Origin of the sequence: Sphingomonas flavida (assembly GCF_036663655.1) — a bacterium.
GTDB lineage: Bacteria > Pseudomonadota > Alphaproteobacteria > Sphingomonadales > Sphingomonadaceae > Sphingomonas.
Map to the genome: position 1 here is coordinate 91,922 of NZ_JAXOJH010000007.1, position 16,085 is coordinate 108,006.

The 16,085-nt window shown below is 67.2% G+C and carries 14 protein-coding genes; 4 read left to right on the forward strand and 10 right to left on the reverse strand.

Features of this window, described 5'->3' with window-relative positions; genetic code table 11:
• Positions 1-18: 18 nt before the first annotated feature.
• Positions 19-1,047: a glycosylasparaginase gene (locus U1703_RS09850; RefSeq protein WP_332785545.1), complete on the reverse strand. Its 1,029-nt coding sequence runs from the start codon at positions 1,045-1,047 to the stop codon at positions 19-21.
• Positions 1,048-1,397: 350 nt separating this feature from the next.
• Between U1703_RS09850 and U1703_RS09855 the strand changes: the two genes are divergently transcribed.
• The gene (locus tag U1703_RS09855) at positions 1,398-4,508 is read left to right on the forward strand and encodes a TonB-dependent receptor plug domain-containing protein (RefSeq protein ID WP_332785546.1); all 3,111 of its coding nucleotides are present in this window, start codon (positions 1,398-1,400) and stop codon (positions 4,506-4,508) included.
• A 219-nt stretch (positions 4,509-4,727) separates the two neighbouring features.
• Here the strand turns inward: U1703_RS09855 and U1703_RS09860 are convergent, their stop codons facing one another.
• The 3 genes from U1703_RS09860 to U1703_RS09870 are packed head-to-tail and all read right to left on the reverse strand — an operon-like array spanning position 4,728 to position 7,191.
• On the reverse strand, positions 4,728-5,669 hold the full coding sequence (locus U1703_RS09860) for a Gfo/Idh/MocA family protein (RefSeq protein WP_332785547.1): 942 nt from the start codon (positions 5,667-5,669) through the stop codon (positions 4,728-4,730).
• Positions 5,670-5,674: 5 nt separating this feature from the next.
• Positions 5,675-6,304 (reverse strand): 2-dehydro-3-deoxy-6-phosphogalactonate aldolase, encoded by a 630-nt coding sequence (locus tag U1703_RS09865; protein ID WP_332785548.1) that lies wholly within the window; start codon positions 6,302-6,304, stop codon positions 5,675-5,677.
• A complete protein-coding gene (locus U1703_RS09870) occupies positions 6,301-7,191 on the reverse strand; it encodes a 2-dehydro-3-deoxygalactonokinase (protein ID WP_332785549.1) in 891 nt (296 codons plus the stop codon). Before U1703_RS09870 ends, U1703_RS09865 begins: the two co-directional genes overlap by 4 nt.
• Positions 7,192-7,656: 465 nt before the next feature.
• Here U1703_RS09870 and mqo point away from each other — a divergent pair, with 465 nt between their 5' ends.
• The 3 genes from mqo (at position 7,657) to U1703_RS09885 (ending at position 11,177) form a co-directional block, all read left to right on the forward strand.
• Entirely contained in the window at positions 7,657-9,381 is a 1,725-nt protein-coding gene (gene mqo, locus U1703_RS09875) for a malate dehydrogenase (quinone) (RefSeq protein ID WP_320452013.1), read from the forward strand.
• 162 nt (positions 9,382-9,543) lie between these two features.
• Positions 9,544-10,047, forward strand: coding sequence for a free L-methionine (R)-S-oxide reductase MsrC (msrC, locus tag U1703_RS09880; protein WP_332785550.1), 504 nt, complete (start codon positions 9,544-9,546; stop codon positions 10,045-10,047).
• A 182-nt stretch (positions 10,048-10,229) separates the two neighbouring features.
• Positions 10,230-11,177 (forward strand): RcnB family protein, encoded by a 948-nt coding sequence (locus tag U1703_RS09885; protein ID WP_332785551.1) that lies wholly within the window; start codon positions 10,230-10,232, stop codon positions 11,175-11,177.
• Between the two features lie 307 nt (positions 11,178-11,484).
• Here U1703_RS09885 and U1703_RS09890 read toward each other — a convergent pair whose 3' ends face one another.
• The 6 genes from U1703_RS09890 to U1703_RS09915 form a co-directional block, all read right to left on the reverse strand.
• Positions 11,485-12,747 (reverse strand): M20/M25/M40 family metallo-hydrolase, encoded by a 1,263-nt coding sequence (locus tag U1703_RS09890; protein ID WP_332785552.1) that lies wholly within the window; start codon positions 12,745-12,747, stop codon positions 11,485-11,487.
• A 43-nt stretch (positions 12,748-12,790) separates the two neighbouring features.
• A complete protein-coding gene (locus tag U1703_RS09895) occupies positions 12,791-13,015 on the reverse strand; it encodes a hypothetical protein (RefSeq protein WP_332785553.1) in 225 nt (74 codons plus the stop codon).
• Between the two features lie 25 nt (positions 13,016-13,040).
• Positions 13,041-13,898: an SDR family oxidoreductase gene (locus tag U1703_RS09900; RefSeq protein ID WP_332785554.1), complete on the reverse strand. Its 858-nt coding sequence runs from the start codon at positions 13,896-13,898 to the stop codon at positions 13,041-13,043.
• 75 nt (positions 13,899-13,973) lie between these two features.
• Positions 13,974-14,798, reverse strand: coding sequence for a hydrolase 1, exosortase A system-associated (locus U1703_RS09905; protein ID WP_332785555.1), 825 nt, complete (start codon positions 14,796-14,798; stop codon positions 13,974-13,976).
• The gene (locus tag U1703_RS09910; RefSeq protein ID WP_332785556.1) at positions 14,786-15,481 is read right to left on the reverse strand and encodes an alpha/beta hydrolase family protein; all 696 of its coding nucleotides are present in this window, start codon (positions 15,479-15,481) and stop codon (positions 14,786-14,788) included. Before U1703_RS09910 ends, U1703_RS09905 begins: the two co-directional genes overlap by 13 nt.
• Positions 15,478-15,750 carry an acyl carrier protein gene (locus tag U1703_RS09915; RefSeq protein ID WP_332785557.1) on the reverse strand — a complete coding sequence of 91 codons (273 nt, stop codon included), beginning with the start codon at positions 15,748-15,750 and terminating at the stop codon, positions 15,478-15,480. Before U1703_RS09915 ends, U1703_RS09910 begins: the two co-directional genes overlap by 4 nt.
• Between the last annotated feature and the right edge of the window lie 335 nt (positions 15,751-16,085).

Here is a 16,085-nt window from a genome sequence, read left to right on the forward strand (position 1 = left end):
CGGCAAGGGGAGGAATAGTTACGCCTGGAACAGCGACGGTGCCTTTTCCACTCGTGTCCGCCCCGCTGAATCCGTCACCGCATAGGTAAAGCCCGGCAACAGGCAAAAGGCACCGATCCGCCCGGCGGTGTCCATCGCCAGGAAGCCGACCTGCACCCCCTTGATCGCATCGCCGCGCAGGGATGCGATGTGCTTGGCCGCTTCCTCGCATGCCGCCTGGGGGCTGAGGCCATGCCGCATCGAGGCGACGACGCGCGCGGTGCCGACGGTGCGGGTGACTTCCTCGCCCAGGCCGGTGGACGTCGCACCCCCCACGCCGCGTTCGACATAGAGGCCCGAGCCGACCTGCGGCGAATCCCCGACCCGCCCGCGCATCTTGAACGCCATGCCCGAGGTCGTGCAGGCCCCCGCCATTCGACCGCTGGCATCGCGCGCCAGCATCCCGATGGTGTCGTGGTCGAGCGCGCCGCCCGGCGTGCCCGGCCGCCCTTCGCCATAGGTGCCCGTCTCGCTATTGGCGACCGGCTTGTAGTTTTGCGTCTTCAGCCATTCCCGCCAGGCCTTTTCCGCCTCCGGGGTCAGCAGCTTCACGCGCGGGAAGCCCCGGTCGCGGGCAAAGCGGGTCGCGCCTTCGCCGACCAGGAAGGTGTGTGGGGTATGCTCCATGACCGCGCGCGCGACCGAGATGGCGTGGACCGTATCCTCCAGCGCGGCGACAGCGCCGACGCCGCCCGCATCGTCCATGATCACCGCGTCCAGCGTCACATGCCCGTCGCGGTCGGGATAGCCGCCATAGCCGACCGAGTGGTTGTTCGGATCGGCCTCGGGCACCATCACCCCCGCCTCGACCATGTCGATCAACGAGCCACCCGCGCGCCCCTTGGCAAAGGCGGCGTCATTGGCAGGCGCGCCGAAGTCCCATGTCGACAGGATGGTGGCGCGGGGTGAGGCGGCCTGCGCGAAACTGCGTGCCGGGGTTGCCAGACCGGCTCCGATGCCCGCCAGCGATGCGATGCCGCCCAGAAATACGCGCCGTTCGTCCTGCATTCTTATGCTCCCATCCCCCGGACGATTTTGTCCGACCATGACGTGGATGATGCGGGCGTGCGCGCAAAGCCGCAAGAGGGATGACGAACCGATATGGAACCACTCGTGGCGATTCGTGATGGAACACCTGGTGCTGGTCTGGCGATCCGACCACAAACCATGTCGAAATATTGCCAGATCACACGTCAAGCAGCTGAAATCGTTTTCATTTGTGGCTTTTGGGTTACAGCTTGGTCACAATGGCGTGATGGGTGTTGCATAGGTATGCATTAGGTATTGACCGACATGCGGCAAAAATATTGTCCTTCCCCGAACCCGGCGTCCCATGGCCGGGATGAAGGGGAGACCTCATGAGAATTCAGCAGTCCGCATCCTGGTTGGCCCTGGCCACCGCGACGGTGCCCGCCACCGCGCTGATGTTCGCCGCGCCCGCCGCCGCCCAGCAGGCCGCATCCACCGCCACCCCGGACGACGCCGCCGAACAGCGTAACGCCGACGCCTCGATCAGTGCACAGGCCGCGCAGACCCGCTCCGCCGCGATCACCGGCACGCCCCAGGCGTCGAGCGGCGGCGAGGTCATCGTCACCGGCACCCGCATCACCCGGCCCAATCTGGCCTCAGCCGCGCCGATCACCTCGGTCACGCGTCAGGATATCCAGGCCCAGGCCCCGCTGAACGTCGAGGAAGTGCTGAACCGCCTGCCGCAGGTCGCCCCCGACGCCCAGTCCAACTATGCGGACTCGGACGGTCGTCAGCGGATCAAGCTGCGCAGCCTGGGCTTCGAGCGGACGCTGGTACTGGTCGACGGCAAGCGTCTGGGTACCCAAAACGGCCAGGACACAGGCATCATCCCGGCCAGCCTGCTGGAGCGTGTCGACGTCCTGTCGGGCGGCGCTTCGTCGGTCTATGGTTCGGACGCGATCTCGGGCGTCGTCAACTTCGTCCTGCGCAAGGATTTCGAGGGGCTTCGCCTCGACGGCAACTACAATTTCTACAACCACAACAACACGACCAACATCGTCACGCCGATCGCGACGGCGGCGGGGTTCAGCAGCCCGCTGGGCCTGACCAATGACGGCGGCCGTTCCGACCTGACGCTGACGGCGGGCAAGAAGCTGTTCGGCGATCGCCTGAACATCTCGGGCTTCGTCAATTACCGCCAGGCCGACCTGGTCCAGAACGGCGCGCGCTCCTATGCGGCGTGCCCGATCGCGCAGTTGACCAAGGATTCGACGCTCTCCTGCTCGCCCTTGTCGACCTATTCGCGCAGCGGCTTCGTCTCGCCCGCCTCGGGCCCCAACGCCAATGCGCAGTACGTCAACAATCCGGACGGCTCGCGCACCTTCGTGCCCTTCGGCCCCGGTGCCGGAAACGCCGCCAACCCCTATGACGACGTGTCCTTCCAGCGCGCCAATGAGCGTTACACGGCGGGCGGCTTCGTCAACCTGAAGATCGCGCCCGAACTCGAGATCTACGGCGACGGCATCTGGTTCCGCGACACCTCCGAGAACCCGACCCCGCGCCGTGTCTATTCCTACACGGTGGCGGGCACCACGCCCTATCAGGTGAATTGCGACAACCCCTTCCTGTCGGGCGGGCAGGCGGGCGCGCTGGGCTGTACGCCGGGCAGCACCGGCTTCGTGCCGCTCGACGTGCGCTATCGCTTCGACGGACAGCCTGCCCAGGCCGACCGTTTCGTCAACATGGGCTTCCGTGCGACCGGCGGCGTCCGGGGCAAGATCGGCGAGGCCTGGTCCTATGACGTGGGCGGCGTCTATGCCCGCAACCAGCAGGACTGGTATCTCGGCTCGACGTCGCAGAATGACCGGGTGAACCGCGCGCTCGACGTGGTCTCGGTGAACGGCGTGGCCACCTGCCGCTCGGTGGTCAACGGCACCGATCCGTCCTGCGTGCCCTTCGATGCGTTCCGCGCCGGTTCGGGCAGCAACGCGCTGACCAACTATCTGTTCTCCAGCGGGGCGACCGGCCAGCGCCGCACCGTCACCCAGCTGTTCGACGCGATCGCGGTCGTGAACGGCGACCTGACGACCTATGGCATCAAGACCCCTTGGGCGGATGACGGCTTGGCCGTGTCGCTGGGCACCGAATATCGCAAGGACCGGCTGATCTCGACCGCCGATGCGGGCTTTGTCGACCAGTTCGGCGACCAGGACGCCCGGCTGTCGCAGGACGTCTGGGAATCGAACATCGAGCTTCAGGCGCCGCTGATCCAGAACAAGCCGTTCGCGCATCTGCTGCAGACCAATGGCGGCTTCCGCGTGTCGAAGTACAGCTCGAACCCGAAGAGCTTCTCGACGTGGAAGATCGAGGGGCTGTATGCGCCCGTCGCCGACATCACCTTCCGCGCCTCGTACAACAAGGCGCAGCGCGCGCCGACGGTGATCGAGATCCGCCAGGCGACGCAGGTCAATTTCGGCCGTAACTCCACGCTGACCGATTTCTGCGCGCCCGTCTCACGCACGCTGCCCGACGGCACCGTGACCACGACGCCGCTCGGCTCGCGCGAGCTGTGCAGCAAGACCGGGCTGGCTGACAATCTGTATGGCAACGCTTCGCTGCTCTGCCCGACCGAGGGGTGCACGACGCGTTCGGGCGGCTTCACCGCCGATCCCGAAACCGCCTACACCCTGACCTATGGCCTCGTTGTGAAGCCCAGCTTCATTCCGGGCCTGGTCTTCTCGGCCGATCGCTATCAGGTACGGATCGTCAACTCGCTGGGCTATAACGGCGCGGATTATTATCTGCAGGGCTGTCTGGCGTCGAATGGCGACCCGTTCTTCTGCAACGGCATCGTCCGCGATCCGGTGACGGGGTCGATCGGCAATGCGCCCGCGGGCAATCCTTCGTCGGGCTTCGTGCGCCAGGGCACGACCAACTATTATCGCACACTGGCCAATGGCTGGGACTTCCAGGGCCAGTATTCGCTGGACCTGAAGGGTGCGGGTCGTCTGGACTGGGGCTTCAACGGCTCGCTGTCGAGCCTGGCCGGTGGGCAGGATTCGCCGCTGCGCAGCCAGTATAACTGCGCGGGTTACTTCTCGAACGGCATCTCGTGCGGGCAGCTGGTTCCGAAATGGGCGCACACGCTGCGCACCACCTGGACGACGCCGGACCGGACGTTCAACGCCTCGTTCAACTGGCGCTATACTGGCTCGCTGACCACCGCGAACAATTCGGGCAATGCGGATATCGGCGGCACGCCGGAGCGGTTCCAGAACACCTTTGCGCGCATTTCGCCGCAGAGCTTCTTCGACCTCGCGCTGACCTGGAACATCGCCCGCCAGTTCGCCTTCCGGATCATCGCGAACAACGTCTTCGACAAGACGCCGCCGATCATCCCGAACTCGTACCAGGTCGCCCTGTCGCGCTCGAACACCGCGCCGCAGCGTTACGACGCGCTGGGTCGCCAGATCGCGATCGGTGCGACGGTCAACTTCTGATCCCTTCCCCCCGGCGGGGGGCTTTCCACCCCCCGCCAATCCCTGAACTGAAAAGGCCGGTCGTCCCGTGGGACAACCGGCCTTCTTTTTTTTGGCGTGTGCGGAGCGTGCACTTCGACTTCGCTCAGTGCGAACGGGATGAAGGGATAAATCCCACCCTCCGTTCAGCCTGAGCGAAGTCGAAGGCCAAGGGGAAGCACTTCCGACCCCGCCCGGGGATTACTCCACGAAGTCTTCGACCTCCCGCCGCTTGCCGCGCATGAAGGCGTCGGCGACATGCCGCAGCGGCGCGATGTCCACGTCCGAGCGTCCGCCCTGCACCAGCTCGGCAAAGCGTGCATAGAGCCCCGGATATTCCCCGTGCAGCCCTTCCTGCTCATGCGGCGTCGAGCCGTCGGGCAGGGTCAGCACCGCGCCGCCCTCGGCCAGCTTCAGCGTGCCGTCGGTCGTCTCGACGACGATGTCCCAGCTCTGATGGCCTTCCTGCCGCCAGTCGAGGTCGAGCGTGACGGGCGTGCCGTCGGTGGTGCGGAAGGCCACGTCGGCGGCGATCGGCGCGTCGCGATTGGCGGGGAAGTCCAGCGTCGCGCGCTCGATGAAGAACGGCTCGGGCATGATATGCGTCGCGATCGACAGGGCGTTGATACCCGGATCGAACACGCCGAACCCGCCCGCTTCCCAGATCCAGGCCTGACCCGGATGCCATTGGCGCACATCCTCGCGCCAGGTGATCGCGGCGGACGTCACCTTGCGGCTCGACAGCCATTCGCGCGCGGGCTCGACGCCCAGTGCGTAACGCGAGTGCCAGCTGGCGAAGAGGGTGACGTTCGCCTTGGTCGCCAGCTCCTCCAGCACCGCCACTTCGGCCAGCGTCGCGCCCGGCGGCTTCTCCAGAAAGACGTGCCAGTTATTGGCCAGCGCGGCGGCGGCGATAGCGTGGCGGACCTGCGGCGGGGTGCACAGTGCGACCGCATCTACTTCCAAGTCGCTCTGCGCGAGTTCGGCGATGTCGTGGAAATGCGGCACGCCCTCGACCCCGTTGGGCGAGCGGCTGACGGTGGCGACCAGTTCGAAGGCCGGATTGCCTGCGATGGCGGGGACATGCTGGTCATGGGCGATCTTGCCCATGCCGACCAGTGCGAGACGGATCGTGTCGGTCATCGGTATCAGCGTGCCTTTTCGATATAAGCGCGCGCCGACACGGCGACATCCGCCGCCGGCTTGCCCGCGCTATAGAGGTTGGAGCCCAGGCCGAAGCCGTCCGCGCCGTGTGCGCGCCATTCGGCCATGTTGTCGGGCGTGATGCCGCCGACCGCCAGCACCGGGACGTCGCGCGGCAGGACGGCGCGCTGTGCCTTGAGGAAGGTGGGCGAGGCGCCTTCGGCCGGGAACAGCTTCAGGCCATGCGCGCCCGCCTTCAGCGCGGCGAACGCCTCGGACGGCGTGAAATAGCCGGGCAGCGAGATCATCCCTTGCGCCACGCTGTGCGCGATCACCTGCGTATCGGTGTTGGGCGAGACGATCAGCGTGCCGCCCGCCGCCTTCACCCGGTCGACCTGCTCGGTGGTCAGCACGGTGCCGGCGCCGACGATCGCCTTGTCCCCGACATGCGCCGCGATGGCGGCGATGCTGTCATAGGGCTGCGGCGAGTTGAGCGGGACTTCGATCAGGGTGAATCCCGCCTCGACCAGCGCGTCGGCGACCGGGATCGCCTCGTCGGGAGTCAGGCCGCGCAGGATCGCGACCATAGGGCAGGCGGCAAAGGCCGTGGCAAAGGCTTGGGCTGGGTCGGTCATGACAGATGCTCCCGAATGGCGTGAAGACCGGCGAGGAAACCGGTATGGCTGTCGAGGGCGACGACGGTGCCGCCCCGCGCCTCGATCCCGATGGTGTAGAGGTCGGCCAACAGGCCGCTGGACAGCAGGTGAACAGTCCTGCCCTCGAGGTCCGGCACCGCACCGACGTCGCTGCCGATCAGCAGGCCGCTGGCATAGGCGGCCGCGTCCTCCGCCGCGATCCGGCCGAGCAGGACCGAGGCGCGCACCCCGAACAGGGCCGCCGTCAGGTCGCACGCGCCGCTGCCGCGCGCCAGGCCGTCGCGAAAGGCCGCGCCGTCCGCCACCGGGCCGTCGAGCATCCCGGCAAGGATGCCATGCCCCTTGACCAGCGCGAACAGCTCACCGGTCATGGTGGTGGCGAAGTTGGTGATCCGGCCGCCCTCGACATGCACCCATTTGTTGTGGGTGCCGGGCTGCGCGAACAGCGCGTCCGCCGGCGCGATGCCAGCGGCCACCGCGCCCAGCACCTGCACCTCCTCGCCGCGCATCACATCGGCGCGGGTATCGGTCAGCAGCGAGACGCCGGGGACGATCGTGACATCGGACTCCGCGATCCGCGTCGCGGCGCGGGCCAGGGTCGGGATATCGGCGGGGGCAGGGACATAGGCCGCTTCGCGCCAGCCCCGCGTCGACCCCACCATCCCGGCGGCGATGATCGGCAGGTCGCCGAACCGGATGCGGATCGCCGTGATCTCGCGTGCATAGCCACTCTGGTCCATCGCCAGCACGCCGCGATCGTCGCGCACGGTGTCCAGCATCGTGCCATCGGCCGCCAGGACATAGATTCGCCGGTTTGTCGTACCCCAATCGATCGCGATATAGGCGGGCGTCACGTCTGATGGCACGGCAGGCACAGCCTCTCATGAATTTTTTTCTATGCGAATTTGTAGGACAATAGATTGCACCGCGCAAGCGGCGCGATTATGACTTTTCGTGCGAGATAACGGACAAGGGTCTAGGCGGTGGGCGAGAAATCGCACAATTTCGATTTGCCTAAATATATTGAGATGCATTATCGACAAATCGATTGGGAAGGGTAATGTCTGGACGGACCATTGCCCCGACAAAGCCGCCGACCGGCGGATCGCGCCGACATGGACAGTCGGTGAGAGTCGGCTATGCGCATAACAGGTATACGAGATTAAAATCGTAGGTGAGGATCGCAAGGCCGGGTAGCGGCCGCTCTTCCGCTCGCGCGGTCGCGTTCGGCGGAAGGACTGCGCCCGATTTCGAACATCACGGCCATGCCGTTCGTCGCGACAAGGGATCGCGGACAGCGCGCATGACCCAGTATCGCAAAGGCGTCGAACATGCAGAGTGAGGATCGAAACCAGCGCGGCCGGATGGGCGCTGCGAAAGGCACGGCGCGTGAGGGGATCACCCGCCGCGCGATGATGGGCTCGACCCTGGTGGCGGGCGGCGCGGCGGTCGCGCCCTTCGCGGCGGAAGCCGCGGGCTCCGAACACAAGGTCGACGTCCTGCTGATCGGCGGCGGCATCATGAGCGCGACGCTCGGCGTGCTGCTGCGCGAGCTGGAACCCAGCTGGACGATCGAGATGGTCGAACGGCTGGACAAGGTGGCCGAGGAAAGCTCCAACGGCTGGAACAATGCGGGCACCGGCCACTCGGCCCTGTGCGAGCTGAACTACACGCCGGTGAACGAGGCGGACGGCAGGGTCGAGATCAAGAAGGCGATCGAGATCAACGAGCAGTTCCAGGTCACCCGCCAGTTCCTGAGCCACCAGATCCGCACCGGCGTCCTGAAGAACCCGCGCAGCTTCATCAACTCCACCCCGCACATGAACCTGGTGTGGGGCGACGAGAATGTCGCCTTCCTCCAGAAGCGCCACGCCGCGCTGCTCGCCAGCCCGCTCTTCTCCGGCATGGAATTCACCACCGACCCGCGCCAGATCGCGCAGTGGGTGCCGCTGATGACCGAGGGGCGCAAGGCCGGGCAGAAGCTTGCCGCCACCCGCTCGGTGCTGGGCACCGATTGCGAATGGGGCGAGGTGACGCGCCAGTATATCCGCGCGCTTCAGGGCCAGCCCGGCGTGACGCTGACCACCGGCCATGAGGTCCGCTCGCTGGAGCGCAACGCCGATGGCAGCTGGCGGGTGACCGCGCGCGACCGCAAGACCGATGAGAAGCGGATCATCACCGCGCGCTTCGTGTTCGCGGGCGCGGGCGGCGGCGCTCTGCCCATCCTGCAGAAGTCGGGCATTCCCGAGGGCGACGATTATGCCGGTTTCCCGGTCGGCGGATCGTTCCTGGTGGCCGAGAACCCCGCCATCGCCAAGCGCCATATGGCCAAGGTCTATGGCAAGGCGGACGTCGGTTCGCCGCCCATGTCGGTGCCGCATCTCGACACCCGCTATCTGAACGGCAAGCAGGTGCTGCTGTTCGGCCCGTTCGCCACCTTCTCGACCAAGTTCTTGAAGGAAGGCTCGTATTTCGACCTGCCCAAGTCGGTGACGCTCGACAATTTCCGGCCGATGCTGTCGGTCGGCTGGGACGAATTCTCGCTGGTCGAATATCTGGCCGGGCAGCTGATGATGAGCCAGGAAGACCGCATGAACGCGCTGCGGCAATATTTCCCCAACGCTAAGGACGGCGACTGGCGGTTGTGGCAGGCCGGTCAGCGGGTGCAGATCATCAAGCGCGATCCCAAGAAGGGCGGCGTGCTGAAGCTGGGCACCGAGATCGTCGCGTCCAAGGACGGCTCGATCGCCGCGCTGCTGGGCGCGTCGCCGGGCGCCTCGACCGCGCCGTCGATCATGCTGAACCTGATCAAGAAGGTCTTCCCCGACCGCTTGGCCACCCCGGCCTGGCAGGCCAAGATCCGCGAGATCGTGCCCAGCTATGGCACCGCGCTGAACGAGGATCGCGACCTGTTGGCGCATGAATGGGCCGCGACCGCCGAGACGCTGCAACTCGCCATGGCCCCGCCGCCGGTCAGCGCGCCCACCGTCACGGAGGCTCCGCGCCCCGAAGCGACCCGGGTCAGCCCCAACCGGCATCCCGACCTGGCGCTTTGATGGATGTTGGGTCCTGCTCCTGAAGGAGGGGGCCTTATGAAGACACGGGATGGCCTGACAGGTTTGTTTTCAATCCTCGTCAGGCCAGCCGTCGCGGCGTGGCGGTGTCGAAAGTGACCGTTCGGGGATGACGCGCGACGTGCAGCCGCCTACATCCGCGCTATGTATCAGTTCGACATCGCCGCCGGCTCGAAGGCCGAGCTCTACCGGGACCTCCATGCCGCGCTCGACGCGCTGACGGCGGGTGAGGAGGATGCGGTCGCCAACATGGCCAATGCCGCCGCGCTGATCTGGCAATATCTGCCCGACCTCAACTGGTCCGGTTTCTACCGGATGGTCGCGGGCGAGCTGGTGCTGGGCCCGTTCCAGGGCAAGGCGGCTTGCATCCGCATTCCGGTCGGCAAGGGCGTGTGCGGCACGGCGGTCGCCGAGGCACGGACGCAGCGGGTTGCCGACGTGCACGCCTTTCCGGGCCATATCGCCTGCGACGCGGCCAGCCGGTCCGAACTGGTGGTGCCGATCCTGCGCGGCGATGCGGTGATCGGTGTCCTCGACCTCGACAGTCCCGAGCCCGGCCGTTTCGACGAAGAGGATCAGGCGGGGTGTGAGGCGCTGATGGCCCTGCTCGCGCCGCGCCTCGGCGCTTCCGGCGCGCCGGCGATCTGACCGGTTCGTCTTTCCCTCTAAGTCCCGGATATGGTTTGATTCGGGACAAATAACTCCGATTACGGAGGGAACGGCATGGTGGTATAAGCCTTTGTCATGGGTGACGACGTCGGGGGAGGGGCGTCGGTGCACCGGCACAGGAGTCCATCGAACCCATGCGAACCTCTTCGCACCTGACCGCCTTGACCTTGACCCTGATGGCGAGTGCACCGGCGTTCGCCCAGGCGGGGGCCCGCTATCCCCGCCCCGATTTCGACGCGGCGGCTTCCCCGACCGCGTCGCCACCATCTTCCCGGATCATGTCGTCGCAGCCGGTCGTGACGACCTATCGCAGCGGCCCGGTGCGCGATGCCCGCTGGGGCAGCCAGGTCGGCGGTCGCTGGTGGGGTGGGGCCAATGCTCCGGGCGGCTGGCGGGCCTATCGCCGTCCGGTTCGCGGCATGGTCATGCCCTCCTACTGGAACGATCCGCGCTTCGGCGTGCAGGATTGGGCGGTCTACACCCTGCCGCAGCCGCCGGTCGGCTATCGCTGGTCGCGCTATTACGACGATGCGGTGCTGATCGATGCGCGTGGCTCGGTTTATGACAGCGTGTCCGGCGTGAACTGGGCCGGGGGCGGGGCCGACACCATGCCGCCGCCGCCACGTTATGCCCGGCGTGACGACGGCCTGGGTGGCGCGGCGATCGGCGCGGTTGCGGGCGGTGTCGCGGGCAATCTGGTCGCCGGGCGCGGCAATCGGCTGGGAGGTACGCTGATCGGGGCCGGTGTCGGGGCCGCCGCAGGCTATGCCATCGACCGTGCCGAGGATCGGCGGCGCACCATGGCGCCATATTATGATGATTATGGCCAGCCCGATTATGGCTATCAGGGCGATTATCCGCCGCCGCCACCGCCGCCGCCTGCGATGGGGCGACGCGTCGTGACGAGCGACGGCACGACGGTCACGACCACCACCACGGTCGGGACCCTGGCCGATGGACGGTCAGGCTATTATGATAGCGGCTATTATTATCCGGCTCCCACCGTAACGACAGTTGTGATACAAGGACCGCCGGTTACCACGACAACGACGACCACCACGACCCAGATCGTGCGTCCGATGCGACGCCGTTCGCGGGTACGGAGCTGAATGGTCCGTCGCTGAAGCCTTCCCCCAGGGGGGAGATTTCCACCCGAGAGACGCCGGGTTGGGAATTGGGATGCCGCTCCGATTACTCCCTCGGGGCGGCATCCCCTATTCCCGGTACACAGGGCGATCGAGGGGGTTTCAGAGTTTGATCCACATAAGCTGAAGCTCCCCCCCGGCGCAGGCCGGGGTCCAGTTGGGCTCACGTTTCATATGGTCCAGCGCTTCACAATCGAAGCCATCCCAACTGGACCCCGGCCTGCGCCGGGGGGGGGGGGTAGGCGATAGAGCGGGTTAGGTGGATCAGACCCTAGCGCCCGCCGAACGTAACCAGGCTTTCCGCGCCGTTCGCCGCGATCGCCGACACGCCGACGAAATGGTCGTCCACCGGCACCTGGGTCAACACTGCGTTGGGCTCGCTCACCTCGCGTGACTGGGTCCAGTTGGCCACGTCGTTGCGCCGCCATTGCAGGCGGTAGCGGACCGCGCCCGGCACCGGGGCCCATTCGACCTTGGTATCGCGCGACAGCGCACCGCTGATCGTCACCTTGTCGGGGGCGGGCGGCGCGGCGGCCAAGCGGGCGAGCGTCGCGATGTTGATCGCCGTCACCTTCGCCAGATAGGGAAAGTCCATCTTGTCGATGGTGTCGCCGTAAGCGACGGCCCCTTCCTTGCGCAGATCCTGATGCTGCGCGTCCCAATCCTCGTTGGCGACGGAGAAGCGGACGGCGGGATAGCCCAGCTTCAGGAACGGCTCATGGTCGCCGCCGCGCCCGAACCGGTCCGGCCGCCGGTCCAGGAACACGTCCAACCCGCCCAGCTTGTCGGCGACGCCGTCGATCGCCTTGGCCAGCGCGCGGCTGGGGCCGTCATCCTCGCCGCCATTGCCGCGCCGCTGGATCTGCTGCGGCAGATCTTCGGAGGCACGAATGCCCTCGGAGAAGACCCGGACCCAGCGGGCCTCGCGCACGCCGCCCTGGCCGATCGTATTGCCGACGATGTCATTGTTCAGCATGGCCGACACCCGCCAGTTACGTGCCTTGGCGGTATCGGCGAGCAGAGTCGCGCCCCACAGCCCCTGTTCCTCGCCCGAGAAGACGGCATAGACGATGGTCGCATCGAACTGCTGCTTCGACAGGCTCCGTGCCGCTTCCAGCACCAGCGCCACGCCCGAGGCATCGTCATTGGCCCCCGGCGCATCCGAGGTCGCGTCCATCACGTCGGTCACGCGGCTGTCGATATGCGCGCCGACGATCACGACGCGGCTCGGGTCGCGCCCGCGCTGGATACCCAGCACGTCCTCGACCATCACGCCGTTCGGTGCGCGCGGCCCGGTGAAGCGGCGGTTGATCCGCTCGACGGTGATGCAGCCGTTGCACCCTTGCCCGATCGTCTCGAATTGGCGCGCGGCCCAGTCGCGCGCCGCGCCGATGCCACGCTTGGGATCGGTGGTGGTCGAGGCGGTGTGGCGCGTGCCGAAGCCGACCAGTGCTTCGACATCGGCCTTCAGTCGGGCAGGGGAGGGTGCGGCGGCGGGCGTCGCGGCGGCGGCAAGCAGAAGCGGCAGGATCATGACGGCAGACTGGCCGAGTGGGCATGGCGACGCAAGTGGCTGTTCATCCACGGGACTTCCCCGCTCCATATCCACCACCGGGACCGGCCACTTTCGGCCCCGGCTTTTTCGCCCAGGCGCGATCGGTGGCTAGCCGTTTCGCGCGCCGTTCGAGATGGCGGCGGGCCAGCTCGGCATGATCCTTTTCGACCCAGGCGGCCAGGGCGCGGTCCTCGCTCAGCGCCTGACGCGCGACGGCATCTTCGAGGCCAATGACGACGGATGCCATGGCATGTCGCGCGCCTTCGGGAGGATCAGAGGAAGGGGGTGCCGCCGGTGACCGGAATGGTCGCGCCGGTGATGTAGCTGGCCTCCCCGCTGGCCAGCAGGACATAGGGCGGGGCAAGTTCGGCGGGCTGTGCCGCCCGGCCCAGCGGCGTCTGCTGGCCGAAGGTCTTCACGGCTTCCGGCGGCATGGTCGAGGGGATCAACGGCGTCCAGACCGGCCCCGGCGCCACCGCATTGACCCGGATCTTCCGATCGGCGAGCATCTGCGCCAGGCCGGCGGTGAAGTTGTGGATCGCGCCCTTGGTCGTGGCATAGGCCAGCAACTGTTCGTTCGGCTTGTCGGCATTGATTGAGGTCGTGTTGATGATCGATGCGCCCTCGGACATGTGCGGCAGCGCAGCCTTCACCAGATAGAACATCGCATGGATGTTGGTGGCGAAGGTGACTTCCCATTCCTCGTCGCTGATGTCCTCGATCGCCTGGAAGCTTGCCTGATGCGCGGCATTGTTGACCAGAATGTCGACCCGGCCGAAGGTCTGGGCGGTCCGCTCGACGATGGTGCGGCAATGCGCCGCATCGCTGACATCGCCGGGGATCAGCAGCGCCTTGCGACCGGCCTGTTCGACCAGCCGCTGGGTCTCGGCGGCGTCCTCGTCCTCGGACAGGTAGGAGATCACCACATCGGCACCTTCGCGGGCAAAGGCGATGGCGACGGCACGACCGATGCCGCTGTCCGCGCCGGTGATGATCGCGATCTTCCCGGTCAGCTTGCCATGGCCGACATAGCTGTGTTCACCATGATCGGGGCGCGGGTCCATCGCCTCGGTCAGGCCGGGCATGTCCTGCTGCTGTTCGGGCTGGGGCGGGTTGGGGCGTTCGTTCATAAGCCGTGTCTCCTTGCCCCGACCAATGGGCGGGGCAGGAAGGCGTTCCGGCGAAAATCCCGATCTTAAAACGTATCAAGCGCTATTTTGCGGTTCCGCTTTGCCGTCGTGCAATGCGCCCGACTGGTCGGAAACCGTGGCTGCCAGACGGGCGAGAATGGCCTGTTCCAGCGCGTCCATCGCATCGGCATAGCTGTGCGAGTCCGTCGCCAGCGTCTGCATCGCAAAGCCGTGCCCGCGCGCGGCGGCGCGAAAGGCGACGCCGGTCGCATCGCCGCGCGCCACGATGATCGTCGCCGCGTCACCCCAGCGACCGACCGCGTTGAGCAGCGGCGCGGCGGTCCGATCGAGCGGTGCGGGCGGCGCGGCGATCTTGCTCAGTCCCTGACGCAATCGCCCCAGATCGACCGCTCCGCGCGCCAGCCTCAGCCACTCGGCCGGACTGGCCAGCTTGCGCATATAATGACGGCGGATCGCGGCGGCGGGGGGCAGTGCATCGGGCTCGTCGGCAAGCCAGGGATTGGACAGCAGCACGCCGTCCAGCCCCGCCGCCGGGCCGAACATCGCCAGTGCGGAGGCCGCGTCGCAGTTGCCGAAACCCAGGATATGCGCGACGCCCGTCGTCTGGGCGAAGGCGGCGGCAGCGGCGGCGATGTCGGGCGCGCTGGACTCCCACCCGCCATTCGTACCCTCGCTATCCCCGACCCCGCGCCGGTCGAAGCGGAACACCGGAAAGCCGCGGCCTGCGATATGCGCCGCCATCAGCGCCTGTCCGCGATGCGCCCCCATGCGCGGCTCGTTGCCGCCGGACACGATCAGCAGGCCGGTGTCCCTCGTGCCCTCGTCCAGCGTACCGACCAGCGTCGCGCCCTCGCAGGCAAAGGAGATCAGCCTTCGCATGACGCGATCCATCCCGCGATGTCGTCGGCCAGCAACGTGGCGAGCGCGGGATCGTCCTGCGGCTCGGCGCGGCGCCAGGGAGGAACGGCGTCGATCAGCCGGTCGGCGGCCGCGCGGTCATGGCCCAGCCGGACGACGCGGCGCGGCGTGCCCTCCTGCTCGAAGGGCTGAAGCCCCGCCAGTCCCGCCAGGAAATGCGGCGACACCCGGTTGCCCGCGATCCGCACCGGCGACTCCGCGCCGAACAGGCCATGCTCGTCGCCGCGCAAGCCCGCCGCCGCGCGCAGCCGGATGACGTCGCGCAGGACCGCCTCACCGGTCATCGGCGCGAGATGCCAGCGCCCCGCCAGCAGCGCACAGCCGTCGATCAGCGTGCCGCCCCGGATCGACACGGCGTAACAGCGCCGATCGCCCAGCGCCTCGGCCGCCGCCTGATGCGCGTCGCGCCATTGCATGATGCTGGCCTGTTCGGTCGTGATCAGGCTTTCGCCCGTGCCCGGCCAGTCGGGCAGCGCGCCGCCGATCCCGCGATCGGCTAGATCCCGCAGCATGGCGACCGCGACGCCGCGCATCCGGTTGGATTCTTCCCAGAAGGGAAGCGCGACCAGCACGACCGGCCCCTGCGCAGGCCCGAAGCGCAACATCGCCTCACGCCCGCCAGGCCAGTCATAATAGTCGATCAAGCGCGCGCCTTGGCATCGGCAAAGGCGACCAGCTGGCCGAAGGTCTCCAGCATCTCGCCATCCACCTCGTCATCCTCGATCAGGATGCCCAGGCGATCCTCCAGCTCGGTCAGGACCCCCGCGACCGCCATCGAATCAAGCTCGGGCAGGGCACCGAACAACGGCGTGTCGGCCGCGAAGGCGTCCACGCGTTCGGCCGACAGGCCCAGTACATCGGCCAGCACGCCGCGCACCGCAGCCTCGACCTGTCCATTCGTCTGGAGTTCCAAACCCTGTCGCCCTGTCCGTTGTTATGGTGTCGTTTGTAATGTTTGCGACAGCGTTAGTGCGCCGGGGGACATTGGGCAACGGGGCTTTGGCTGTGGGGTGAGCGGGTGGCGGAGACCGGGCGGCGCAAAAGCCCCCTCCCGCAGGCGGGAGGGGGTTGGGGGAGGGGACTCGGCGGGTTTCTCCGTCACCGCATGAGATGTTTCGCATGGCGGGATTGGCGTCGGGTTTGAGGACAACGTCGGAGACCCAAACCCTCCCCCAGCCCCTCCCGCCTGCGGGAGGGGAGTTCGTTGGGGCGGGCGCCGTGTCAGCCAGCGTCCCCCCGCTCGACTTT

Excerpts from the sequence above, each read along its gene's own strand:
- U1703_RS09850 (WP_332785545.1), bottom strand. The coding sequence starts at position 1,047 with ATGCAGGACGAACGGCGCGTATTTCTGGGCGGCATCGCATCGCTGGCG.
- U1703_RS09855 (WP_332785546.1), top strand. The coding sequence starts at position 1,398 with ATGAGAATTCAGCAGTCCGCATCCTGGTTGGCCCTGGCCACCGCGACG.
- U1703_RS09860 (WP_332785547.1), bottom strand. The coding sequence starts at position 5,669 with ATGACCGACACGATCCGTCTCGCACTGGTCGGCATGGGCAAGATCGCC.
- U1703_RS09865 (WP_332785548.1), bottom strand. The coding sequence starts at position 6,304 with ATGACCGACCCAGCCCAAGCCTTTGCCACGGCCTTTGCCGCCTGCCCT.
- mqo (WP_320452013.1), top strand. The coding sequence starts at position 7,657 with ATGCAGAGTGAGGATCGAAACCAGCGCGGCCGGATGGGCGCTGCGAAA.
- msrC (WP_332785550.1), top strand. The coding sequence starts at position 9,544 with ATGTATCAGTTCGACATCGCCGCCGGCTCGAAGGCCGAGCTCTACCGG.
- U1703_RS09890 (WP_332785552.1), bottom strand. The coding sequence starts at position 12,747 with ATGATCCTGCCGCTTCTGCTTGCCGCCGCCGCGACGCCCGCCGCCGCA.
- U1703_RS09895 (WP_332785553.1), bottom strand. The coding sequence starts at position 13,015 with ATGGCATCCGTCGTCATTGGCCTCGAAGATGCCGTCGCGCGTCAGGCG.
- U1703_RS09900 (WP_332785554.1), bottom strand. The coding sequence starts at position 13,898 with ATGAACGAACGCCCCAACCCGCCCCAGCCCGAACAGCAGCAGGACATG.
- U1703_RS09905 (WP_332785555.1), bottom strand. The coding sequence starts at position 14,798 with ATGCGAAGGCTGATCTCCTTTGCCTGCGAGGGCGCGACGCTGGTCGGT.